The organism is Ruegeria sp. CDSC081 (assembly GCF_059610485.1).
Genome location: NZ_JBXWNS010000011.1, coordinates 89,469 through 111,558, shown reverse-complemented (window position 1 = coordinate 111,558; position 22,090 = coordinate 89,469). Strand labels below are relative to the sequence as shown.

Below are 22,090 nucleotides of genomic sequence, written 5' to 3'. Positions count from 1 at the left end.
ATCAGGCTTCCTCAAGCGCGCGCAGGGATCGAACGGCTTCGTCGTAATGTTGCGGATGGGTGGCGATCGCTTCGCGGAACAGGTTCTTGGCCGTCGCCACATCACCGCGTTTCACCGCCGAGATGGCCATTGTGTTCAACAACATCGCGCGTTCGACCTGAGACATGGGAACGACAGGCATGCTGTAATTGCCCTGTGCAGCCCGGGCGAGGACCAGATTGTTCTTTGCCGTGAATAGAGAGTTATCCTGTCGAATGGCCTCGGTGAATAACCGTTCGGCTTCGTCGTACTGGCCGCGCGTCAGTTTGGAATATCCCCAGTTGTTCATTACACCACCGGGGCGGGTCGTCAGACCCACGGCGGTTTCATAGAAATGATCCGCGCGTTTCCAGTCTTTTTGTGAATCTGCGACGACGGCTTCCAGGCGGTAGCGTTTGAAAGATTCAAAAGTCGGCGGGACCGAATCCAAAGTGGACTTGGCTTTTGCCCAGTTCCCGGAACGTACCAGAGAATCTGCGTATTCGACCTTGTCTACATTGGTCGTACCGCTCATCGTGGTGACTTTTTTCCAGGCGGCGGTTGCCTCGGTCGTCCGTTTGGCGCGCGCCAGTGAAATCGCCAGCCCACGTTGCAGGTCTATACGACCCGGGTTCTTGGCGGCGGCACCCTGGAAATAGGTAACGGCTTCGTTTGGGTCGGCGGCCGACAGAAGAACGTCGTTCAGGTTGGTCTCGTCAATGACGTTCACCTCCTGAAATGTACGCTCGACCTTTTCTTCTTCGGACTCTTTTTCACAGGCTGAGAGGATCAGCCCGCAGATTGCGATAGACGGAATCAAGAATTGTTGGCGCATTTTTGCGTCCCTTACTGCACTTGCCTATGTTACGGGAGCTTGCGCAGCATGAATTGCCCGTCGCCTTGCTGCTCCAGTGTGTATTCTTGTTCTTGAGGGGTATTATTATCAGTATTTTCCATTTTTGCGAGAGCTAACCGCAGATTGTCCCGGATTGCGTCACTTTCGCCATTATCGAGAGCATAGGACCGGCGAAAGACCTGAGCGGCCTCGGGGTATTCACCGATTTCCATCAGCAACACACCCAGATTGTTCCAGGCGACAGACCATTCGGGGTCATCTTCAACCGCTCGGCGCAGCAGCGTTTCCGCCTGCCCAAGCCTCCGAAGGCCCAGATTTGCCGTCCCCATCGAGGTCAGGATCTGCGTTGTCATTCCCTGATTGAGCGCTGCGCGGATAAAGGCATCCAACGCAAGCTCGTATTCACCCGAAGCCATCAGCCGGTTGCCGACTGCAATCTGATCCTCGGCCGGGGCTTTACGATCAATGCCAGGTGCATCCAGATCCCCGGAGGACCCCGTTTCCGTGCAAGAAGCCACCGTGGCAAGAACCACGGTGGCCTGTAACACGCGGCGTATCCCCGTTTGGATGCACCTGGGTTTCAATTTCATAGGCTATTAGCCTCCGCCGAATTCAGCGATGCCTTTGGCCGAGGGTCCAACCAGAATGACCAGCAACGGTGGCACCGTCAGCATCATAGTGGCGAGTGTCATTTTGGTTGGCAACTTGTTAGCGGCCTCTTCGGCGCGCATCACGCGCTTATCTCGCATCTCGCCAGCGTAAACCCGCAAAGCTTCGGCGATGGATGTACCGAATGTTGCCGATTGGATCATCACCGTCACAAATGAGTTAACATCCTGAACGCCACAGCGCGTACCAAAATCGCGAAGAACCGTATCCTTGTCCTTACCGGCCTTCAATTCGTGGGCGACGACTTCAAATTCAAGCGAAATCTCAGGGTAGGAGGCTTTCATTTCGCGTGCGACGCGAACGATGGCCTGGTCCAGCGACTGGCCAGCCTCGACACAGACCAGCATCAAGTCAAGAGTATCGGGAAAGCCTGCGGTGATCGCTTCTTGCCGTTCTGCGACCCTTCGGGTGATCCAATAGCGCGGCAGAAAATACCCGGCGGCCGAAGGGACAAGAACTCGTATTATCATCTGCTGCGCGGTAAATTCCTGACCATCGGAAAGGACAGTGACCAGCAAAACACCAATCACAATTCCGATGATGCCCAAGGAAAATTGAGCGAAGTGGAAAAACCGAACTGCGTCCTTTGACTGGTACCCCGCCTGCCGCAGTTTCAGCTGCATGGCAGACAGTTCTTCCTTATTTTGTGGCTCAAGGAAGTTGGCAAATTTCTCAAGCTGCTCGTTTCGCCCGCTGGTTCTGAGCTTGTCCTTTTTGACCTTCTTATCCTGTCGAGGGGCTGCATTAGAACGCTGCAGTTTCTTCAGGGGATCTTCTGGCTGGCTCAGGATCAAGGGGACGGTGATCAAGATCATGAACAGTCCAAGTACACCAACCACGATCAGTGGACCGAAGGGGCCAAGGAGCTCGGTTAGAAAGTCGTTTATTCGGGTCAGGATTTCCATGGTGGTGTCCTCAGACCTTGATGTCGGTTAGAATGCGCATGACGATCAGGTTCAGTGTCAGCATGATGCCGACAAAGAAACAGGCAGGAATGAACCATGGGTGATCCATAACTTCGTCATAGTACCCGGGGTCGTTCACCAAAATGAATCCCAGGCAGAACAGTGGAAATCCAGATAGGAATTTTCCTGACCATTTTGCCTCGGCTGTGATGGCGTTGACGCGCCGGAAAAGTCGAAAACGGGCCCGGATCACCTTGGCCAAACCGGCCAGAATTTCGGCCAGGTTACCACCGGATTGCTGTTGGATGCCGACGGCCACTGCCAAAAACCGTAGATCCTGCATATCCAGTCGTTGTGCCAGATCTTTGAGAGATTCACCGACGTCACGGCCATAGGCACATTCATCGGCGATAACCCCGAATTCAGTGGCGAGTGGATCCTGGACTTCATTTGCGACGATTTGAATGGTGGACACAAAAGGGTTCCCGACGCGAAGCGACCGAACCATCAATTCCACAGCATCTGGCAACTGTTCTTCCAGCATTGCCATACGCTTTTTGGCCTTGTTGTTTACCCACGCATAGACACCGCCAACACCGATTGCGACCGAAATTGCGGCCCGCATTATGGTTTCCGTTCCCGTTGCAATACTGAGCCCCATAAAGGCAAAGCCTGTCACCAACACCATAATCAGGATCAACTGACGGGGTGTGAAGGCGATGGCGGCCTTCTGAGCCTTGTCCGCCAACAGGGAATAGAGCGGAATGCTCTGGGACTTCATATGCTGCTGCATTTCCTTGCGCAGCTGTTCCAGAACTTGTTCGCGCCCGACGCCTTTATCCAGCATGTCCAGACGGCGGTTCACGCGGCTGTTCAGACTGATGGATTTTCCGAAGGCAACCAGATAGATTCCTTCCACCAACGCAAGTACGCCTACGAAGATCGCGACGTAGATCAGTGCCTCCATAGGCAGTTGCATTTCAAGATCTCCTACATAGTCGTTGGTTCGTAAATCGAAGGGGGCAGATCATAGCCCCACAGACGGAAGCGCTCGGAGTAGTGGCTGCGAACGCCGGTCGCGGTAAAATGGCCAATAATCTTGTTGTCGGGCGTTAATCCAACGCGTTGAAAACGAAAGATTTCCTGCATGGAAATCACATCGCCTTCCATACCAGTGATTTCGGTGATCGAAGTCATGCGCCGCGAGCCGTCCTGCAGGCGGCTTGCCTGAACGATCAGGTTCACAGCACTGGAGATCTGGCTACGGACGGCCTTGATCGGCATTTCGATCCCGGCCATCGCGATCATGTTTTCAAGACGCGAAATCCCGTCTCGGGCCGAGTTCGCGTGGATCGTTGTCATCGAGCCATCATGGCCAGTGTTCATGGCCTGTAGCATGTCGATAACTTCCGAGCCCCGTGTCTCACCCACGATGATACGGTCGGGACGCATACGAAGGGCGTTTTTCAGACAGTCGCGGGGGCTGACTTCACCCTTGCCTTCGACGTTAGGCGGGCGGCTTTCCATCCGGCCAACATGAGACTGTTGCAGCTGGAGTTCCGCTGTATCCTCGATGGTCAGAATACGCTCGGCGTCGTCGATAAAGCTGGACAATGCGTTTAGCGTGGTTGTTTTACCGGAACCGGTACCGCCCGAAACGATCACATTCAGGCGTGTAGATACAGCAGCCTGCAGATAGGCGGCCATTTCTTCTGTGAAGGCACCAAAATTCACCAGGTCATCAATGGCCAGCTTATCTTTTTTGAACTTACGAATGGATACCAGCGAGCCGTCAACGGCAATCGGTGGCACCATAGCGTTGAAACGCGAGCCATCCGCCAGACGGGCGTCCACATAGGGGTTGGATTCGTCAACACGGCGGCCCACGGCGGATACGATCTTGTCGATGATCCGCATCAGGTGCTTTTCGTCTTTAAAGGTAACGTCGCTAATTTCTAGCTTACCGAACCGTTCAACGAAAATTTGTTGCGGGCCGTTGACCAGAATATCGCTGACAGAGTCGTCCTGAAGCAAGGTCTCGAGAGGGCCAAGACCGGTTACTTCGTCATACAGTTCCTTGTTCAGCTGTTGCCGGTCGTCGCGGTTCAGAACGATGTTGCGGGATTCCAGAACCTCACTGGCAATCGCACTGATTTCCGAGCGCAGCTCGGATTCTCCAGCTTTCTCAAGGGCCGCAAGGTTCAGGTTTTCAAGAAGCTCACGGTGGAGTTCGATCTTGATTTCGCCCAGACGCTCTTTGCGCTTGCGTTCCTTGTCCGCCCCTACAACCTCGACCGCCTTTTTGGGGGTGGGTCGCCGGGCAACTGCAGTAGCGGTTGATGCTTGCTCCGCTGCAGGTGCAGGTGTGGCCTCGGGCGATTTAGCCGGTGCCTGGACCGGTTGTGCTTCGGGTTTTTTGTATCTTGAAAACACGGCGGCTCTCCCTGTGGGATTGTGTTATGCGGCTTCGGCGCTACTGCTGCCCAGGCTGTGCAGCGACTTCGCAAGCTTTGCGATTTCCTTGCGCAGTGGGTTCTTGGCTGCAGCGTTAGCCAATGGCAGACCGTGATCACCGCTTTGCATCACGGGTTTACCGCCATCCGGCAGTTGAAGATCAATAGAGATGCCCAGGCTTTCACCCATGCGCTTGACCCGGCCCTTACCATTCAGATCGGTAAATTTCGGGGCGCGATTGAGAGCGAAACGCAACTTATTGAAGGGTAGTTCCTCGGCCTGTAAAGCGCGCTTGAGGCGCAATGCGTTCTGAGCCGATCGCATGTCCAGTTCTATCAGGGCAAAGTAAACATGGGCGGCCTGCAGTACAGTTTCCGACCAGTGAACCAATGTCGTTGGCATGTCGACGATCACATAATCGAAGTGTTTTCGCGCCTTTTCGATCACCCGTTCGATATCTTCTTGCGTAATCAGATCCAAAGGCACCATATCCGACGGCGCGGTTAGCACCTGCAGCTTGTCCTCATAGGACTGAAGCGCCTGGTTGAAGACGTCATCATCCATTGCCGCCGTATCAGACAGCATCTCGAATACAGTTTCTCGACGGGGAAGATCCAGATAGGTCGAAACCGTTCCGTATTGCAGGTCCAGGTCAATCAAACAAACCGAAGGGGCCTCTTTGTCAGAGACCGTTGCCAGTTCCCAAGCTAGGTTGACGGCCATAGTCGTCGACCCGACCCCACCGGCAAGTCCCTGAATCACAAACAAAGCACCCTCTTTAGAGTCGCCAGCTGCACGTGCGGCATCTGATCCGGGGGCAACGGCGACGGGTTCGGGTTTGTTCATCCGGTCGATTGCTTCTTGCAATTCACCTTCTGGAAGAGGGTAGGGGACGAATTCGTCCGCGCCCTTGCGCAACAACTGATGCAGCGAAGCCGGGGTCACGTCCTCGGCGATCAGAACTATTTTGATATTTTTGTCTTTGGCCTGTGTGATGATTTCACCCATCAGTGACAGGTTGTCTTCATCCTCGCCATCAATGGCCAACGCGACAAATTGCAGTGAATTGGCCTCGGGTTGGTTGAAAAATGTCAGGGCTTCGGCAAAGCCGAGATCGCCCCAACGCTCACCCAAAGCGCCTTCCATATCTTCTATAAGCAGATCGAAATTCTGGACATCACGACTGATCGTGCAGGCCAGAATTGCGGTCTCTTCGTTTTGCGGCGTGGCGCTTGTCATTAACACAATCCTCGTCGAAGGGTAGGCGAACCATCCTGGCCCAGAGGACAGGATTGGCTTGCTGTCACCCTATTGCGGCCATATTCGGACGCAGGTCACCCAATTGTTGAAAATGTGGCTTGGAACTTAGGCAAGAATTAGGCGCAAAAGAACCAATTGTAGGGAATTGGGCGACGATGTCGCCCAATCACAGTTTATTGTTCGCTTGTATCGCCAATAGCGGTCTCGCGGCGCAGCTGGGTTTCATAAACGGCGCTCTCCACGTACTCACGATTGACGATGGCGGCGTATTTGCCATCGAGTAGCTGGGGTGCACGATCAACGAAGCCTGATACTTCGGTCACGGTGCGCCTGTTGCGACGGTCTCGATCCGGCGTAGCCACAAGAGGTCGTGACTTACCGAATGAAACAACCGCCTCCAACCGCGAGCGAGAGATACCCTGCCGCGTAAGGAACGCAACAGCCGCATTTGCGCGCCGCTGGCCCAGGCTTTGGTTATATGCCGTTGATCCAACAGCATCCGTATGGCCATAGACCCGGAACCGTGCCTCGGGGAACTGTTTGATCCAGTTCGCCTGACGCAAGAGTACTCGCTGAGCTGTTTCGTCCAGTTGAGCGCTGTTGAAATCAAAGTTGATCTGGGTCGGCACTTCGGCTGCGAACCGTTGGCCCAGGATCTGGGCATATGTCAGTTCGCCATTCATTACTTGAATGTTGTTCAGTGTCGCATTCCCGAACGCGCCCTGATCGGCTTCGTATCCGGCCTCACGCGTACATGCGGCGACAGCGACCGAAAGACCCAGTGTGATGATCCACTTCTGCATTGGTCCTATCCTCCTAATCAATCCAGGACGTAGCCGTACGAGCTACCGAAGTCCTGATTCGCGACTTCCGAAGCTGCACCGGCACCCAGACGTTCAGTCCGACCGACTTTGCCATTAACGAACAGATCAAATTCGCTGGGTGGTTTGACCCGATCCGTAGGCAGAGCCAGTGCCTCGCCACGTGTCGGCGACACAAGGTGGGCTGTGATGATGATCACCAGTTCACTTTGCTGACGCTGATATTCCGCGCTGCGGAAGAGGGCGCCAAGAACCGGGACGTCACCCAACCAGGGAATTTGGTTACTCAGGTCTGTGAAGTCATCCTGGATCAGGCCTGCGATTGCAAAGCTCTCACCATCACGCAATTCAACCGTTGTACTGGTTTGGCGCGTGATAAAGGACGGGACATTATCACCCTGAATGGTGAAGTTCGAGGACCCATCGATTGCCGATACAGCTGCAGCCATTTCAAGGTTAATCAGATCACCATCCACAACGCGGGGGATAAAGTCGATTTCGACACCGAAGGCTTTGTATTCAATGGCAATTACGCCATCGTCCTGCGGTACCGGTATAGGAACTTCACCACCTGCGAGGAACGTCGCTTCCTGACCCGAAAGGGCAGACAGGTTAGGCTCAGCGAGGCTGCGTGCCAGCCCTTTTGATTCAAGGGCTTCCAGCAACAAACGCACTTGCGTTGACCCTGCGCCAAAGCCGAACAGGATCGCACCAGTATTCGTCTGTGAAACAGGAATGTTGTTGCCAAGAGCATTCGCCAAAGCAGCAGAGTTGTTCAGAGTGTTGATACCACCGGTAACGTCGCCGCCGCCAAAACCAAGCGATGCGGATAGGCTTTTAGCCACCGACCGATTCATCTCGGCAAAGCGCACTTTCAGCATGACCTGCTGAACGCCGCCAACCGACATGAGGTTCGATACGCGCTCCGGTGCATAGCGCTCTGCCAGCTCCAATGCCCGCGCCAACTTGGCAGCGCTAGAAATTGTGCCAGAAAGAACGATACCGTCATTGGCGGTGCGAACTTCGATAGGCTCGGTTGGCAAAATCTGGCGCAGACGTTCTTTAAACTCGGTAACATCCGGTGCCACACGGACCCGAACATTAGCAAGTAGATTACCTGCGCCGTCGAACAATGTCAGGGTCGTCAGGCCAGGAGCCTTACCCAAAACATAGATAGTACGATCCGAAAGCGACGAAATATCAGCGATGCCTGCATTGGCGATGCTGAGTTCGGCAAACGGTTGCTCACTTTCCACAACTATTGCGCGGTTCATTGGCACATCAAGCGTTTCCGCTGTACCCTTCTTTACCACGCGAAGTGTTTCAGCCCAGGCAGCATTGCCGACTGGGCCAACTACGAGCGCCAAGCCCAAAAGGGCTGCGCTTATCCAGGAACTTCTTTTCATGTGACCTGCCTCTCCGATCACGCCTCGTTTTTTGCGGCTACTGCCTTATGTCTGATAACACTGCGCGAATTGAGAATTTATTGCAATAATCAATGGTTTCTGGAATTTTCCTTATGTGGACAATGCGCAACATGCGAACAAATTAGGGCCGCGCAATTCGCGCGGCCCTGGTCATGTAACGCACTGATTTTCTGTTAATTTGTGCAGGGTGTTACTATTCCCGTGTCGACGATCTCGGCACCGCGGCGCGTCTTGACCGTACAGACCTCTTCCGCGATTTTGGGTGCCACGGGGACGACATCTTTAATGCCCAGAAGTTTTCTTTGGTCAACTTCGACTGCGCTGGCGATTGTGTCGTCTTGCACGCCAACCAGCGCCAATGACAGGCGGCCGGTGTTCTGAGCCTGAGCCAGCGCCGCGATTTGTTCCGGAGTAGCAGCGACCGTAACGGTGCGCGCGATCGTGGCTCCGGTCAGGTCGGACCCGGCGCTCTGGTCAACAGCGATCAACTCAATGCTGGTTTGAATCAGTCGGGTGATTTCGCCGCGCGATCCGTCGATTCCGCCACCATATGAACCGGTCCAATAAACATCGATACTATCACCAGGGCGAAGGAAGCCGGATACGCCCGAGGCAACGTCCACGCTGATTGCAAAGGCGCGCTTACCTTTCGCGATTCGTGATGTCAGACCCGCTGCCTCGCCTGGTTTGGTTACTTTGATCTCCATCAGGGCTTCGTCTTTTTCCATGGTCCTCAGAACGAAGCGGTCGCCACTGGCGTCCTCTGGAAATAGGACGGCCATTTCAAGGAAGCTTCCTTCGGGAATTGCATCCTCAGGCCATTTCACAATCCGCACATCTTCGGCGGCCAGACGCTCACCATATTTAAGAGCACGGTTCGAAACCAGAACGTCCACCGTTGGGACGGATTTAACATTTGCCAATGCTTCCTGAGCCGCCAAACGTTCTCTGGCCAATTCTGCCTGATACTGAGAAATATAGTCCCGCGCCATATAAACGGCTCCTCCTGCCAGAGCCACCCCAACAATCAGGACAAGTCCAAATACTGCACGCATGCGCGTTCCCTCGTTTATTTGTAAGCGATGTCAGTCGTCATAGGGAATACGACTTCAACTGACTATTGATTACAGGAGAATTGTGTCGAAAAGGGGGACAATGAAGTATTTTTTTGACGCCCGTGTCCTTAGTGCCAGATTGATCAATCTGATTCCGATGCCTGTTCCTGAATTGCAGAATAGACCTCTATACCGCGAAGTGCGTTACCCGTCTCGGTATCGACGTGCTGAACCCCGCCCGTCAAGTTGAATACCGTGACTAGTCCAAGGCCGACCAGCGCAGCAGTAAGCACCACCCAATCAACGGTGATCGCGCCATGTTCCCCGGATAAGAATTTTGAAATACCCTTCATCGCAGGACCTCGTCTTTTTCTATAAAAAAGGGGGCCGCGATCTGACGAGCGCAGCCCCCTTCAAAATTCTATCTAAATTATTACGGGGTTGGGCCCGAGTTAGGTGCTGTAACAACAACGCCGGTCAAAGCGACATCAATGTCGCTGGCCAGATCGTCGACACCGTCGCTAACCTGTGTCCAAGCAACGGCGGCCAGACCAACAACGGCTGCGGTCAGAACGACCCAGTCTACTGTTACGGCGCCGTCTTCGTCAGTGGTAAAATTCTTGATGAACTTGATCATGTTACGTCCCTCCTAAAGGATCTAAAAAGTCTAGTGAACCTCGGCGTCTTCCAGAGCTTCGTCTCTCAGTCCGCTCCCGATCGTCTCGGTATGGCATTATGTTTGCCTGTTGGGCGTGGCAGGAATTGGGCCAAACCCCAAATTTTTGTGCCTCAGCTTAACTTTTTGGTAGCTTTCCGTTTAACTAATTGAAATTAAATCAATAAAAATCCTCCCTCCGTGCGGACACCGATAAAACCCGATGCAAAATGGCGCCAAATGAGGCGAAATTGCCCCAATTCACATTGTTTTTCTGGCCTTACAGACAGATTCGGGGTTCAAATCGACGCAAAAGAGAACGTGAGGCAGGCAAATGAATCTCCGGAACGCAATAACTTGCGCCGGCTTGGCGCTGGCAGTGGTATCCGCACCTGTGTCTGTCCCCGCCAACGAGGTCGAACCGCGTGGCGTATATAAACGGATCAAAGCAGCCAAGCCTGGTCAGCGCCCGCGCATTACGGTTCAGATATCGCCTACAGAACATGCCTCAGCACCTTCGGCGCCCAGCACAGGGGCTGAGATCGTAGTTCCTGAGATTATCGCAAGGACACGTGTTACGCCTCCGGGGCTTCCGGGAATTACGCCGCAAAACAAACCTGTCGGGTCTTATAAAGCGTTCTGGGACAGGATCTCACCCGGGATAGATGAGGCCAGTTCGGGTCGTTTGCAGGACTCGATAAATGCGCTTGCCGCCATAAACGTAGCCTCGCCCCGATTGCAGACGCTTCAGAATATTGCTCAACGGCAGGGGATCGACATTTTACGCTCGACCGTAGGGACAAATGTGTCGCCTGCGTTGGTGCTGGCCGTCATCTCGGTTGAATCGGCGGGCCGCGAAACGGTGGAAAGCTCGGCTGGGGCGCAGGGATTGATGCAGCTTATGCCCGCGACCGCGAAACGATTTGGGGTCGAGGACAGCCTTCACCCGGGGCAGAACATCTCGGGCGGAGTAAAATACCTGAACTGGCTGATGGAAGAGTTTGGAAACGACCCGATCCTGGTCCTGGCCGGATATAATGCGGGCGAGGGTGCGGTTCGCAAACATGGTGGTGTACCGCCTTATGCGGAAACACGGGATTATGTGCCCAAGGTTCTCGCGGCTTTTCAGGTGGCGCGAGCGCTGTGTTCGACACCGCCCGAGTTGATTTCTGACGGGTGCGTGTTTCAGGCTCCTAATTGACCAAGGCCCACACTGAAGTGGGCCTTGCCATTAGGTGAATTGATCAGTCGACAATCGTCGCCTGTGTCGCGGCGCGCATCTCATCTTCGCTGACACCATCTGCGAGCTCTACGATCTTCAGGCCGCCATCGACCACATCCAGAACTCCAAAATTGGTGATGATGCGATCCACAACACCCTTGCCGGTCAGGGGCAGAGTGCATTCCTTCAGCACTTTCGATTCACCGTGTTTGTTGGTGTGATCCATAACCACGATCACACGGCCAACGCCGGCCACCAGATCCATGGCGCCGCCCATGCCTTTGACCAGCTTGCCGGGAATCATCCAGTTGGCCAGATCGCCTTTTTCATCCACTTCCATGGCACCCAGGATTGCCGCGGCGATTTTGCCGCCCCGGATCATGGCGAAAGACGTAGCGCTGTCGAAATAAGCAGTCCGAGAAAGTTCGGTGATCGTCTGCTTGCCTGCGTTGATCAGGTCCGGGTCTTCGTCGCCCTCGAAAGGAAAGGGACCCATACCAAGCATTCCGTTTTCGGATTGCAGGGTGATATCCTTGTCGCCAACATAATTTGCCACCAGCGTCGGGATACCGATGCCGAGGTTTACATACATGCCGTCTTCCAGCTCTTGCGCCGCGCGGGCGGCCATCTGATTCCGGTCCCAGGGCATTATGCGTCCTCCTTCTTGCGGGTGGTGCGCTGTTCGATGCGCTTTTCGTGATTGCCCTGAATGATGCGGTGCACATAGATGCCGGGCAGGTGGATTGTGTCCGGATCCAAAGATCCGCGCGGCACGATCTCTTCAACTTCGACCACACAGATCTTACCGCAAGTGGCGGCGGGCACGTTGAAGTTTCGGGCGGTCTTGCGGAACACCAGATTGCCGGTGTCGTCGGCTTTCCACGCCTTGATAATCGCCAGATCTGCAAAAATACCTTCTTCGAGAATATAGGTCTCGCCGTTGAAGTCTTTGTGTTCTTTGCCATCGGCAATAACAGTGCCTACGCCCGTTTTTGTGTAGAAACCCGGGATCCCGGCACCACCTGCGCGCATCCGTTCGGCCAGGGTGCCTTGAGGGTTGAATTCCAGTTCAAGCTCACCGCTGAGGTACTGACGCATGAATTCGGCGTTTTCGCCCACATATGAACTGATCATCTTTTTGACCTGCTTCGTTTGCAGCAGGATACCGATACCGAAATCGTCCACGCCCGCATTGTTCGAGGCAAAGGTCAGGTCTTTGGCACCCGAGGTCTTGATTGCCTCAAGCAGAAGCTCGGGAATCCCGCACAGGCCAAACCCGCCAGCGGCGATCAACATGCCATCCGAAAGCACGCCATCGAGCGCTTCGTTGGCATTGGCATAGATTTTCTTCATGGAAAACTCCCCCAATGAGATGGTGTTGGGCAGGTTGTGCCGTCACGTCACGGGGAAGTCAATGAAACCGGGCGAAGGGTGGTATTTCTACCTAACCGGCCTTCTTGGTTGTCTTCTTGGCGGCTTTTTTCTTGGGCGCCGCCTTTTTCTTGGTCCCTTTCAGGGCCGCGCGCTCATTGACCAGTTCGATGGCCATTTCCTGCGTTACGTCCTCGGGTTTGATGTCTTTGGGAATGGTCGCGTTGACCTTTTCCCACTTCACATATGGACCATAGCGCCCATCCAGAACCTGCATTGCGCCACCATCGGGATGTTCCCCCAGTTCTTTCAGCGCTTTGGCCGCAGCCCGGCGTCCGCGTCCCGGATTGGAGCGCTTTTCAGCAAGCAATTCGACCGCGCGGTTCATGCCGATCTCGAACACGTCATTGGGGTCTTTGAGGTTTGCATAAACCGGTTTGGCCTCGTCCGCCAGCTGGTGCATCAGATATGGTCCGAACCGCCCGAAATTCGAGCTGATCATACCGCCCTCGGGGTGCTCACCAATCTGGCGGGGCAGGGATAGCAATGTCAGCGCCTTGTCCAGATCCATATCATCCTTGCTCCAGCCACGTGGCAGCGAGGTGCGCGGAGGTTTCTTGTTCTCGGGCGTTGGCTCTCCACGTTGAACATAAGGTCCGAACCGACCGGTCTTCAGCCAGATATCATCACCTGAATCTTCACCCAGCAGGCGCTCTTCACCCTCGGCACCTTCACCGGCGATAGGACGGGTATAGGTGCATTCGGGATAGTTGCCGCAGCCGACGAACCCGCCAGTGCGTGAAGTTTTCAGGTGCAACTGGCCTGCGCCGCATTTCGGACAGACACGCGGGTCAGATCCATCCTCGCGTGGCGGATAGAGCTGCGGTGCCAATGCTTCGTCCAGTTTGTCCAGCACTTCGGAAATGCGGAGTTCCGATGTCTCGCCAATCGCGGCCGAGAAGTCGCGCCAGAATTTGCCCAACAGATCCTTATAGTCCCGATCACCTGCACTCACATCGTCCAGCTGTTCTTCCAGATTGGCGGTGAATTCATAACCGACATACTGACGGAAGAAGTTCAGCAGAAAAATCGTGACGATCCGTCCCTTTTCTTCGGGGATCAGCCGGTTCTTGTCCTTGCGTACATATTCCCGGTCCTGAATCGTTGTGACAATCGAGGCATAGGTCGACGGTCGCCCGATCCCCAACTCTTCCATCCGCTTGACCAACGTCGCCTCGGTATAGCGCGGCGGCGGTTGAGTGTGATGTTGCAGTGCCAGAACTGATTCATTGTCTGACAGAATGGCCTCTTTCGCGGCCCGGTCCGTGCCATCGCTTGTCGCTTTGGTGAACTGATCCCGCAACGTGGTTTTAGAGAACCGTGCAGGGTCGCCCTGCATGATCTGGGGCAGGCGTTTGTCATCCTCATCGGCGACATCATCGCGGCCTTCTTCATAGACACGCATGAACCCGTCAAACATCACCACCTGACCGGTCGCGCGCAGGCCAACCTGCCCATCTTCGCTTCCGATTTCGACAGTTGTGCGTTCCAGCCGGGCAGCGGCCATCTGGCAGGCAATGGTGCGTTTCCAGATCAGGTCATAGAGCTTGCGCTGATCGTCGTCCGTTACCTTCAGCGCTTTGGCATCGCGGGTCATATCCGTAGGCCGGATGCATTCGTGGGCTTCCTGCGCGTTCTTTGCCTTGTTCTTATAGATGCGAGGGCTGTCCGGCACATATTCCGCGCCATAGCGGTCGGCGATGGTCTCGCGCGTAGCCGCCACGGCCTCGGGGGCCATGTCGATGCCATCGGTTCGCATATAGGTAATGTAGCCGGCCTCATACAAGCGCTGTGCCACTTGCATCGCGTGACGCGCACCCATGCCGAACTTGCGGCTGGCCTCTTGCTGCAGGGTCGAGGTCATGAAGGGTGCGCTGGGATTTCGAGCGGCGGGTTTCGCCTCGACCGAAGTGACACTGAGCGCGCGGCTGGTGATCGCCTGCACCGCCAGTTCGGCCTGGGTTGAGTTGGACAGATCGTGCTTGTCCAGCTTTTTACCGGCCAGAGTGACCAGGCGCGCCTCATAGGTCTGACCGCGCGGCGTTTCGAACAGGGCACGCACCGACCAGTATTCAACCGGCTTGAACGCCTCGATCTCCATCTCGCGCTCGACGATCAGGCGCAGGCAGACCGATTGCACGCGACCAGCGGATTTCGCGCCGGGCAGCTTGCGCCATAGAACGGGCGACAGGTTGAAGCCCACGAGATAGTCCAATGCACGGCGGGCCAGATAGGCCTCGACCAGCGGCATGTCGACTTGACGTGGGTTCTGCATCGCCTCGGTCACCGCATCTTTGGTGATGGCGTTGAAGGTCACTCGGCTGACCGGCGTATCTTTCTTGATCGAGCGGCGCTTGGTCAGCGCTTCTTGCAGGTGCCAACTGATCGCCTCCCCCTCACGATCGGGGTCGGTGGCGAGGATCAGGGCGTTGTCTTCTTTCAGCGCGTCGGCGATGGCTTTGACATGTTTGCGGCTGTCGTTCCCGACCTCCCATTTCATCGCAAACTCATCCTCGGTATCGACCGAGCCATCTTTGGGCGGCAGATCTCGAACATGGCCGTAAGACGCCAGAACCGTGTAGTCCGGGCCAAGATATTTATTGATTGTTTTGGCCTTGGCAGGGGATTCTACAACAACTACAGGCATTTAAGGGGAAACCTCGCTCGACGGAATTGGCGCCTTCTATGAGTGTGCAAGATGTGTAGGGCAAGAGCGAATTGTCAATGCGTTCCTTTGAAAGCAAGGATTTATACGCGATTTCAATGGGATGCCTGTATAAGATTGGATATTCAACACTCAGGCGGACAATGAAAGAAGACCCCCGGGTTGGCGTTGAATACGTCCGTCCAGTTCCAGATCGACCAAAACCGGGGCAATTTCACCCGCCGTTGCCTCAACATCGCGGATCAACTGGTCTTCGGCGATAGGAGAGGGGCCGAGCCGGGTCAGAATTAGGCGTTCCAGGTCATTGGTTGAGCATGGTGTGCGGGGTAAATTCTTTTGGAGCATTTGCTGGGGTTCGAATAGGTTCGCTTGCTGCGGTAGCGCTTCGATCACATCTTCTGCAGACCTTATCAAAGTAGCACCGTCGCGGATCAGCAGGTTGCAGCCGGCCGCACGCGCGTCAAAGGGGTGCCCGGGTACGACCAGAACATCGCGCCCCTGGTCCAAGGCGTCGCGCGCTGTAATCAGGCTGCCGGATTTGGCGGCGGCTTCGACCACAATAACGGCCTTTGCCAGGCCCGAGATGATCCGGTTGCGACGCGGGAAATGGCGCGCCCGTGGCGTGACGCCCATGGGTTGCTCCGAGACGCGCAGCCCGGAACCTGCGATTTCAGCGGCAAGATCGGTATTTTCAGCAGGGTAAACCACGTCGACCCCCCCCGCCATAACGGCGATGGTGCCTGTTTCAACCGTGGCTAGGTGCGCCGAGGTATCAATCCCGCGGGCCAGGCCAGAAACGATCACATAACCCTGTTTTCCCAGATCGGTCGCCAATCCGCGCGCCATTCGCGCGCCCAGAGATGAGCAGTTGCGGGCACCGACCATAGCGACCGAGGGGCGCTGTAAAAGAGAGGTGTCACCGATTGCCCACAACATTGGCGGAGCATCATTCAGATCATGTAAAGCGGATGGGAAATCGGCGGACCCTAGGCACAAAAGCCGCGCATTGGCAGCTTTTGCGGCCTTGAGTTCCGCCTCAATCACGCCGGGCGGGCAGATTTCATACCCTTCTATTCCGGCGGCGCGTGCCATTTCCGGCAGCGCGGCCAGCGCATTCTGCGCCGAGCCATGTTCGCGAAGCAGCCGCCGAAACGTCGCCGGGCCCACTTTGCGAGAACGCAACAAACGAAGCCAGGAAAACCGATCCTCTTCCGTGGTGGGTGGGAGTGTGGGGTGATTGGAAGAAAGCTGCTCTTCGGTCATCCGTTGCTCCGTCTGATTGCAGAACTGGTTTACGGCTGCCAGGGTTAACAGCGTGTGAATCCTGTCAAATTTTCCGGATATATTTCGAGGCTCGGTTGTCTCAGTTGCGTAGGTTGTTGAAAAACAACGGCAAAAAATACGGCCGAGTCGGAAGTCGGAAAACACCTCTCCGCAAAGTATCAATGCATATCCAAAGCGGAGCGTTAACCCTGCGCTTTGGAAGCAGTGACCGATTCTACTTAGGCCGCCGATCCTCCAATCGTCAGCCCATCCATCAGGACCGTAGGTTGCCCGACGCCCACGGGCACCCATTGGCCATCCTTGCCACACGTGCCCAATCCCGGATCCAAGGCCATGTCGTTGCCCAACCCGCGAACGCGTTTGAGGGCAGAGGGGCCATCGCCAATCAATGTTGCCCCTTTGACCGGCGCGCCGATTTTGCCGTTTTCAACCCGGTATGCCTCGGTGCAGGAAAACACGAACTTGCCATTGGTGATATCCACCTGGCCGCCGCCAAAGCCAACCGCCCAGATGCCATCTTTTATATCGGCTACCAAAGCGGCGGGATCGGCATCGCCACCCAGCATGATTGTATTTGTCATCCGCGGCATTGGTTTATGGGCATAGCTTTGACGCCGCCCATTCCCGGTTGGCGCAACACCCATCAGACGGGCGTTTTGGCGATCCTGCATATATCCGGTCAGGATGCCGTCTTCGATCAGCACAGTGCGCGAACTGGGTGTGCCCTCATCATCGACGCTGATTGACCCGCGCCGGTCTGCGATTGTGCCGTCATCAACGACCGTAACACCTTTGGACGCGATCTGTTGACCCATCAGCCCGGCAAAGGCGGAACTGCCCTTGCGGTTGAAATCCCCTTCAAGGCCGTGGCCGATTGCTTCGTGCAGCAAGATGCCGGGCCAGCCAGGGCCCAGTGCGACCTCCATCACGCCCGCAGGGGCGGGAACAGCCTCGAGGTTGACCATGGCGATGCGAAGGGCCTCGCGGGCTTTATCCTGCCAGTCGGTTGGGTCGATCAGCCCGTCCAGGCCGATCCGGCCACCTCCACCGGTCGAGCCGCTCTCACGACGGCCGTTCTGTTCCACGATGACCGAGATATTCAACCGGGTCATGGGGCGGACATCGCGGACCAGAATGCCGTCAGGGCGTAGAATCTCAACCTCCTGCACCGCAGCAGCAATAGTGGCGCTGACCTGTACTACACGGGGATCAAGATCACGGGCAAAGGCGTCAATCTCGCGCAATGTTTCGATTTTGACGGGGAAACTGGCAGATTCGATCGGGTCTTCGTCTGTATAGAGGCGCTTGTTGGTGGCCCGGGGGGCATCAGCTAGCGTTCCGCCACCATCACCGACCGCCAGCCGCGCGGTCTCGGCGGCCCGTTTCAGGGCAGGAATCGAGACGTCCGTTGAATGCGCATAGCCTGCCACTTCGCCCTGTACGGCGCGCAGGCCGAAACCTTCGGACGCGTCATAAGAAGCGGTCCGCAAGCGCCCGTCATCAAAGACCAGAGACTCGGATTTCCGGCGTTCAACGTACAATTCTCCGTCCTCGGCCCCGGCGGTGGCGGATTGCAGTACCGCTAGCGCTTCGTCATGTGGAAGAGCGCTTTCAAACGGGCGAAACGGGTCGTTGGGCATCTCTTGGGACCTTTCGAGTTTGATCCAGATCAAAAATAGCGTCTGTTTGACGCAAGCATTTTGCTTTATCTACCCGCAGGAATATGGTTTTTAACGCGGCCAAAGACAACGGGTGAGGTGTGGCCGATTCACACCTTTTCGCCAGGGACGCAAAGATCAAACGATCAGGACAGAAAATGAAGAACGCTTTAAAGCTTTCGGGGCTTATGACAGCCCTCTCCAGCCTTCCCGCCATGGCTCAGGAGCTTGAGATTATTGGTCAGCCGGTTGACGGCGGCATAGGATTCCAGCCTGCAGCCACAAGCCTTGCCGAGGGGATTCATCGCCTGGATAATATGATTCTGGTGATTATCACCGCGATCTGCATATTCGTTGCGGGCCTGCTGGTTTACTGCATCATGCGTTATAACCAACGCGTCAACCCGACCCCAGCGCGATTCTCGCACTATACTCCGGTCGAGATCGTCTGGACGTTGGGTCCGATTCTGATTCTAGTATTCATCGGTGCTTTCTCTCTGCCGGTTCTGTTCAAGCAGCAGGAAATTCCCGAAGGTGATGTCGTTATCAAGGTTGTCGGCAACCAGTGGTATTGGACATATGAGTATGTCGATCACGATTTTGCATTCGACAGCTATCTGCTTGGCCATCCGGCCACGTTGGACGAAGGTACCCGCCCCGCCGATGCGGACGTGACGGCGTTTGTCCTGGATGACGCGATGCGGGCCAAGCTGGCAGACGCAGGGTATAGCGACGATGAGTGGCTGCTGGCCACCGACACAGCGGTTGTTGTCCCGGTTGGCAAGGTCATCGTGATGCAAGTGACTGCGTCCGACGTGATCCATTCCTGGACCATTCCGTCCTTCGGTGTGAAGCAGGACGGTGTACCCGGACGCCTGGCTGAGCTGTGGTTTGAGGCCGAAAAGGAAGGCATCTATTTCGGCCAGTGTTCGGAACTGTGCGGCAAAGACCATGCCTATATGCCGATCACTGTCAAAGTTGTCAGCCAAGAGGCGTATGACGCGTGGCTGAAAGGTGCGATCGACGAGTATGCGGGCCTGCCGCAGAATTATCAGGTCGCTTCGAACTGATTTCAGTAAGGGCGGGATGCGTCCCGCCTGCTACAAGATGCAGGCTGTGCGAGAGATCGCACAGCCTTCGCCCCAAAAGGACCCGAGATGAGCGACGCAAGCATCAATGCAAGCCAAACGACCGCCCAAGCGTATGCGAATGAGGCCAGCTTTGGCGATTACTTCGCCCTGCTGAAGCCGCGCGTGATGTCGCTGGTTGTATTCACGGCGCTTGTTGGTCTGCTGGCAGCGCCGGTACCGGTACATCCGTTCGTTGGGTTCTGCGCGATATTGTTCATTGCCATCGGAGGTGGCGCATCCGGCGCGCTGAACATGTGGTGGGATGCAGATATCGACCGCGTTATGAATCGCACCAAAGGTCGCCCAATACCGTCGGGCAAGGTACAAGAGGGCGAAGCGATGGCCTTGGGCCTGGCACTGTCCGGCCTGTCGGTGATCATGTTGGGTCTTGCAACCAACTGGTTCGCCGGAGCCTTTCTGGGCTTCACCATCTTCTTCTATGTCGTTGTCTACACGATGTGGCTCAAGCGCTCGACGCCACAGAACATCGTGATTGGCGGCGCAGCTGGGGCTTTCCCGCCGGTCATCGGCTGGGTCGCTGCAACCGGATCCATGTCCGTCGAACCTTGGCTGATGTTTGCCCTCACCTTCATGTGGACGCCGCCGCATTTCTGGGCGCTGGCCCTGTTTATGCGGTCGGATTACGACGATGCGGGTGTGCCAATGTTGACGGTAACCCATGGTCGGCGGGCGACGCGCTGGCATATTCTGGTCTACACCGTTCTGCTGGCAGCGCTTGCGATTGGAACCGGCTTTTCGGCAATCGGCGGTCCGGTCTATCTGACCGTCGCTATTGTACTGAACGCGTTGTTCCTGCGCGGAGCATGGGCAATCTCGCGTCGGACCGAGGATGACTCCGAGGCTGATAACTTCAAAGTTGAGCGTGGCTTTTTCAAGCTCTCGCTGCTGTATCTTTTCCTGCATTTCGGCGCGATCCTTGCCGAAGCACTGCTGAAGCCTTACGGGCTGGGAGGCTGGGCATGAGCCTGCGCAAAAGCCATGAGTTGCATCAACGTCGGTTCAGCCGAAATCTGGGGGTTGGCCTGACGCTTGCTGCATTCATCGTGCTGATCTTTGGGCTGACGATCGTCAAAGTCTCAGGGACCGATTTTAACAGGGCCATGCAAGAGGTGCAGAACTGATGGCGCTCACGGGGCCGCAAAAAACCGTCGTGCAAACCGTCGGCGTTGTTGTTCTGATGGGCAGCCTCGCCTGGGCTTCGGTACCGTTTTACGACTGGTTTTGCCGGGTCACCGGGTATGGCGGCACAACCGGAGTGGCTGAAGCCGCGCCAGAGGACATCCTTGAGCGCACTGTTACCGTTCGCTTTGACGCCTCAAAGGCGAAAGACATGGCCTGGGAATTTAAGCCGGTCGAGCGCCAGATGGAAATCCGCATCGGTGAAACGGGCTTGGCCTTCTATGAGGCATATAACCCCACGGACCGCCCGATTGCCGGTCAGGCGTCTTACAACGTTGCGCCTTATTCGGCCGGGGGGTATTTCCAGAAGATCGCCTGTTTCTGTTTTGAAGAACAGGTGTTGCAACCCGGAGAACGGGTTCAGATGCCGGTGAGCTTTTTCGTCGATCCCGAAATGGTCGAGGATCTGGAAGCCAAATATGTGCATACGATCACTCTGTCGTATACATTCTACGAAATTGACCTGCCCGAGGGCTATGCCGCCCTTGATGTTCAGGGTGATACAAACAAGAACTAACGCCTGTAGGTGAGGGACGCTGATGGCACACGCAAAAAATCATGATTACCACATTCTGACCCCTTCGATCTGGCCACTGATCGGCGCTGCGGGCGGCTTTGTGATGTTGTTCGGAGCCGTCCTCTGGATGCACGGCGTCACCTCCTACATGTTCTGGGCCGGTCTTGTCGCGGTTCTTTACACCATGTTCGCCTGGTGGTCCGAAGTGGTGGCCGAAAGCCGTGTAGGCGATCACACGCCGGTCGTGCGCATTGGCCTGCGCTATGGGTTCATCCTATTCGTGATGTCCGAGGTGATGTTCTTCTTCGCCTGGTTCTGGTCGTTCTTCAAACACCGCATGTACCCGATGTACGACTATGCGGGCACCGAATACATCCAGCCGGATATCCACGCGGTTGACCCGTTCCACTTGCCGCTGATCAACACGCTGGTCCTGCTGCTTTCGGGCTGTGCCATCACCTGGGCGCACCACGCGCTGGTGCATGACAATGACCGCAAGGCGCTGATCAACGGCCTCGCTATTGGTATCGTTTTGGGCATCGCCTTTACCGCTCTGCAGGGCTTTGAGTACTACGAATTGCTGGCCCATGAGGGCTGGAAATTCGGTGGTGATCAGTTCTATTCGAACTTCTTCATGGCAACCGGCTTTCACGGCTTCCACGTGATTATCGGCACCATCTTCTTGTCGGTCTGTTTGATCCGGGCACTGAAGGGTGATTTCACGCCGGAAAAGCACGTTGGTTTCGAGGCCGCGGCCTGGTACTGGCACTTTGTTGACGTTGTCTGGCTGTTCCTGTTCTTCGCAGTCTATATCTGGGGACAAGCCCCTTTGATCTGACGCCGGACCGGTAACAAAATTGCAA

The 22,090-nt window shown here is 55.7% G+C and carries 22 protein-coding genes; 6 read left to right on the top strand and 16 right to left on the bottom strand.

Annotated features, from left to right (window positions below):
- Position 1: 1 nt before the first annotated feature.
- The 11 genes from AC2FH9_RS18265 to AC2FH9_RS18215 form a co-directional block, all read right to left on the bottom strand.
- Positions 2–853 (bottom strand): tetratricopeptide repeat protein, encoded by an 852-nt coding sequence (locus tag AC2FH9_RS18265; RefSeq protein WP_496697991.1) that lies wholly within the window; start codon positions 851–853, stop codon positions 2–4.
- 29 nt (positions 854–882) lie between these two features.
- Complete coding sequence (locus AC2FH9_RS18260; RefSeq protein ID WP_496872493.1) at positions 883–1,464, bottom strand: tetratricopeptide repeat protein; 582 nt, start codon at positions 1,462–1,464, stop codon at positions 883–885.
- Between the two features lie 6 nt (positions 1,465–1,470).
- Positions 1,471–2,448, bottom strand: coding sequence for a type II secretion system F family protein (locus AC2FH9_RS18255; protein WP_282022131.1), 978 nt, complete (start codon positions 2,446–2,448; stop codon positions 1,471–1,473).
- A 10-nt stretch (positions 2,449–2,458) separates the two neighbouring features.
- Positions 2,459–3,427 carry a type II secretion system F family protein gene (locus tag AC2FH9_RS18250; protein ID WP_142637962.1) on the bottom strand — a complete coding sequence of 323 codons (969 nt, stop codon included), beginning with the start codon at positions 3,425–3,427 and terminating at the stop codon, positions 2,459–2,461.
- 11 nt (positions 3,428–3,438) lie between these two features.
- On the bottom strand, positions 3,439–4,881 hold the full coding sequence (locus tag AC2FH9_RS18245) for a TadA family conjugal transfer-associated ATPase (RefSeq protein WP_142637964.1): 1,443 nt from the start codon (positions 4,879–4,881) through the stop codon (positions 3,439–3,441).
- A 24-nt stretch (positions 4,882–4,905) separates the two neighbouring features.
- Positions 4,906–6,141, bottom strand: coding sequence for a CpaE/TadZ family protein (locus AC2FH9_RS18240; protein WP_281973278.1), 1,236 nt, complete (start codon positions 6,139–6,141; stop codon positions 4,906–4,908).
- 194 nt (positions 6,142–6,335) lie between these two features.
- Positions 6,336–6,965, bottom strand: a complete 630-nt coding sequence (locus tag AC2FH9_RS18235; RefSeq protein WP_496697995.1) for an OmpA family protein — start codon at positions 6,963–6,965, stop codon at positions 6,336–6,338.
- A gap of 17 nt (positions 6,966–6,982) precedes the next feature.
- Positions 6,983–8,389 (bottom strand): type II and III secretion system protein family protein, encoded by a 1,407-nt coding sequence (locus AC2FH9_RS18230; protein WP_496697997.1) that lies wholly within the window; start codon positions 8,387–8,389, stop codon positions 6,983–6,985.
- A gap of 194 nt (positions 8,390–8,583) precedes the next feature.
- Complete coding sequence (gene cpaB / locus AC2FH9_RS18225) at positions 8,584–9,465, bottom strand: Flp pilus assembly protein CpaB (RefSeq protein ID WP_496787749.1); 882 nt, start codon at positions 9,463–9,465, stop codon at positions 8,584–8,586.
- Positions 9,466–9,608: 143 nt separating this feature from the next.
- Entirely contained in the window at positions 9,609–9,818 is a 210-nt protein-coding gene (locus tag AC2FH9_RS18220; protein ID WP_496750772.1) for a hypothetical protein, read from the bottom strand.
- Positions 9,819–9,898: 80 nt separating this feature from the next.
- A complete protein-coding gene (locus AC2FH9_RS18215) occupies positions 9,899–10,102 on the bottom strand; it encodes a hypothetical protein (RefSeq protein WP_496697999.1) in 204 nt (67 codons plus the stop codon).
- A gap of 352 nt (positions 10,103–10,454) precedes the next feature.
- On the opposite strand from AC2FH9_RS18215, the gene AC2FH9_RS18210 reads away from it, so the two are divergent.
- Positions 10,455–11,321, top strand: coding sequence for a lytic transglycosylase domain-containing protein (locus tag AC2FH9_RS18210; protein WP_496872490.1), 867 nt, complete (start codon positions 10,455–10,457; stop codon positions 11,319–11,321).
- A gap of 43 nt (positions 11,322–11,364) precedes the next feature.
- Here the strand turns inward: AC2FH9_RS18210 and AC2FH9_RS18205 are convergent, their stop codons facing one another.
- The 5 genes from AC2FH9_RS18205 to tldD form a co-directional block, all read right to left on the bottom strand.
- Positions 11,365–11,991, bottom strand: coding sequence for a 3-oxoacid CoA-transferase subunit B (locus AC2FH9_RS18205; RefSeq protein WP_142637980.1), 627 nt, complete (start codon positions 11,989–11,991; stop codon positions 11,365–11,367).
- Positions 11,991–12,695, bottom strand: a complete 705-nt coding sequence (locus AC2FH9_RS18200; protein ID WP_496794040.1) for a CoA transferase subunit A — start codon at positions 12,693–12,695, stop codon at positions 11,991–11,993. Before AC2FH9_RS18200 ends, AC2FH9_RS18205 begins: the two co-directional genes overlap by 1 nt.
- Before the next feature lie 91 nt (positions 12,696–12,786).
- A complete protein-coding gene (gene topA / locus AC2FH9_RS18195; RefSeq protein WP_496872489.1) occupies positions 12,787–15,420 on the bottom strand; it encodes a type I DNA topoisomerase in 2,634 nt (877 codons plus the stop codon).
- Between the two features lie 150 nt (positions 15,421–15,570).
- Positions 15,571–16,701, bottom strand: coding sequence for a DNA-processing protein DprA (dprA, locus tag AC2FH9_RS18190; RefSeq protein ID WP_496872486.1), 1,131 nt, complete (start codon positions 16,699–16,701; stop codon positions 15,571–15,573).
- Positions 16,702–16,940: 239 nt separating this feature from the next.
- Entirely contained in the window at positions 16,941–18,362 is a 1,422-nt protein-coding gene (gene tldD / locus AC2FH9_RS18185; protein WP_496872485.1) for a metalloprotease TldD, read from the bottom strand.
- 176 nt (positions 18,363–18,538) lie between these two features.
- On the opposite strand from tldD, the gene coxB reads away from it, so the two are divergent.
- The 5 genes from coxB to AC2FH9_RS18160 all read left to right on the top strand — a co-directional run bounded on the left by coxB (position 18,539) and on the right by AC2FH9_RS18160 (position 22,065).
- Positions 18,539–19,450 (top strand): cytochrome c oxidase subunit II, encoded by a 912-nt coding sequence (gene coxB, locus AC2FH9_RS18180; RefSeq protein ID WP_142637990.1) that lies wholly within the window; start codon positions 18,539–18,541, stop codon positions 19,448–19,450.
- 87 nt (positions 19,451–19,537) lie between these two features.
- Positions 19,538–20,494, top strand: coding sequence for a heme o synthase (gene cyoE / locus AC2FH9_RS18175; RefSeq protein WP_496872484.1), 957 nt, complete (start codon positions 19,538–19,540; stop codon positions 20,492–20,494).
- Entirely contained in the window at positions 20,491–20,652 is a 162-nt protein-coding gene (locus tag AC2FH9_RS18170) for a cytochrome c oxidase system small membrane protein (RefSeq protein ID WP_185956706.1), read from the top strand. Before cyoE ends, AC2FH9_RS18170 begins: the two co-directional genes overlap by 4 nt.
- Positions 20,652–21,227, top strand: a complete 576-nt coding sequence (locus AC2FH9_RS18165; RefSeq protein WP_496703997.1) for a cytochrome c oxidase assembly protein — start codon at positions 20,652–20,654, stop codon at positions 21,225–21,227. Before AC2FH9_RS18170 ends, AC2FH9_RS18165 begins: the two co-directional genes overlap by 1 nt.
- Before the next feature lie 22 nt (positions 21,228–21,249).
- A complete protein-coding gene (locus AC2FH9_RS18160; protein ID WP_142637996.1) occupies positions 21,250–22,065 on the top strand; it encodes a cytochrome c oxidase subunit 3 in 816 nt (271 codons plus the stop codon).
- Positions 22,066–22,090: the final 25 nt, after the last annotated feature.

Bases quoted from the DNA above. Each gene is read 5' to 3' on its own strand.
- AC2FH9_RS18265 (WP_496697991.1), bottom strand. From the start codon at position 853: ATGCGCCAACAATTCTTGATTCCGTCTATCGCAATCTGCGGGCTGATC.
- AC2FH9_RS18260 (WP_496872493.1), bottom strand. From the start codon at position 1,464: ATGAAATTGAAACCCAGGTGCATCCAAACGGGGATACGCCGCGTGTTA.
- AC2FH9_RS18255 (WP_282022131.1), bottom strand. From the start codon at position 2,448: ATGGAAATCCTGACCCGAATAAACGACTTTCTAACCGAGCTCCTTGGC.
- AC2FH9_RS18250 (WP_142637962.1), bottom strand. From the start codon at position 3,427: ATGCAACTGCCTATGGAGGCACTGATCTACGTCGCGATCTTCGTAGGC.
- AC2FH9_RS18240 (WP_281973278.1), bottom strand. From the start codon at position 6,141: ATGACAAGCGCCACGCCGCAAAACGAAGAGACCGCAATTCTGGCCTGC.
- AC2FH9_RS18235 (WP_496697995.1), bottom strand. From the start codon at position 6,965: ATGCAGAAGTGGATCATCACACTGGGTCTTTCGGTCGCTGTCGCCGCA.
- AC2FH9_RS18230 (WP_496697997.1), bottom strand. From the start codon at position 8,389: ATGAAAAGAAGTTCCTGGATAAGCGCAGCCCTTTTGGGCTTGGCGCTC.
- cpaB (WP_496787749.1), bottom strand. From the start codon at position 9,465: ATGCGTGCAGTATTTGGACTTGTCCTGATTGTTGGGGTGGCTCTGGCA.
- AC2FH9_RS18220 (WP_496750772.1), bottom strand. From the start codon at position 9,818: ATGAAGGGTATTTCAAAATTCTTATCCGGGGAACATGGCGCGATCACC.
- AC2FH9_RS18215 (WP_496697999.1), bottom strand. From the start codon at position 10,102: ATGATCAAGTTCATCAAGAATTTTACCACTGACGAAGACGGCGCCGTA.
- AC2FH9_RS18210 (WP_496872490.1), top strand. From the start codon at position 10,455: ATGAATCTCCGGAACGCAATAACTTGCGCCGGCTTGGCGCTGGCAGTG.
- AC2FH9_RS18205 (WP_142637980.1), bottom strand. From the start codon at position 11,991: ATGCCCTGGGACCGGAATCAGATGGCCGCCCGCGCGGCGCAAGAGCTG.
- AC2FH9_RS18200 (WP_496794040.1), bottom strand. From the start codon at position 12,695: ATGAAGAAAATCTATGCCAATGCCAACGAAGCGCTCGATGGCGTGCTT.
- topA (WP_496872489.1), bottom strand. From the start codon at position 15,420: ATGCCTGTAGTTGTTGTAGAATCCCCTGCCAAGGCCAAAACAATCAAT.
- dprA (WP_496872486.1), bottom strand. From the start codon at position 16,701: ATGACCGAAGAGCAGCTTTCTTCCAATCACCCCACACTCCCACCCACC.
- tldD (WP_496872485.1), bottom strand. From the start codon at position 18,362: ATGCCCAACGACCCGTTTCGCCCGTTTGAAAGCGCTCTTCCACATGAC.
- coxB (WP_142637990.1), top strand. From the start codon at position 18,539: ATGAAGAACGCTTTAAAGCTTTCGGGGCTTATGACAGCCCTCTCCAGC.
- cyoE (WP_496872484.1), top strand. From the start codon at position 19,538: ATGAGCGACGCAAGCATCAATGCAAGCCAAACGACCGCCCAAGCGTAT.
- AC2FH9_RS18170 (WP_185956706.1), top strand. From the start codon at position 20,491: ATGAGCCTGCGCAAAAGCCATGAGTTGCATCAACGTCGGTTCAGCCGA.
- AC2FH9_RS18165 (WP_496703997.1), top strand. From the start codon at position 20,652: ATGGCGCTCACGGGGCCGCAAAAAACCGTCGTGCAAACCGTCGGCGTT.
- AC2FH9_RS18160 (WP_142637996.1), top strand. From the start codon at position 21,250: ATGGCACACGCAAAAAATCATGATTACCACATTCTGACCCCTTCGATC.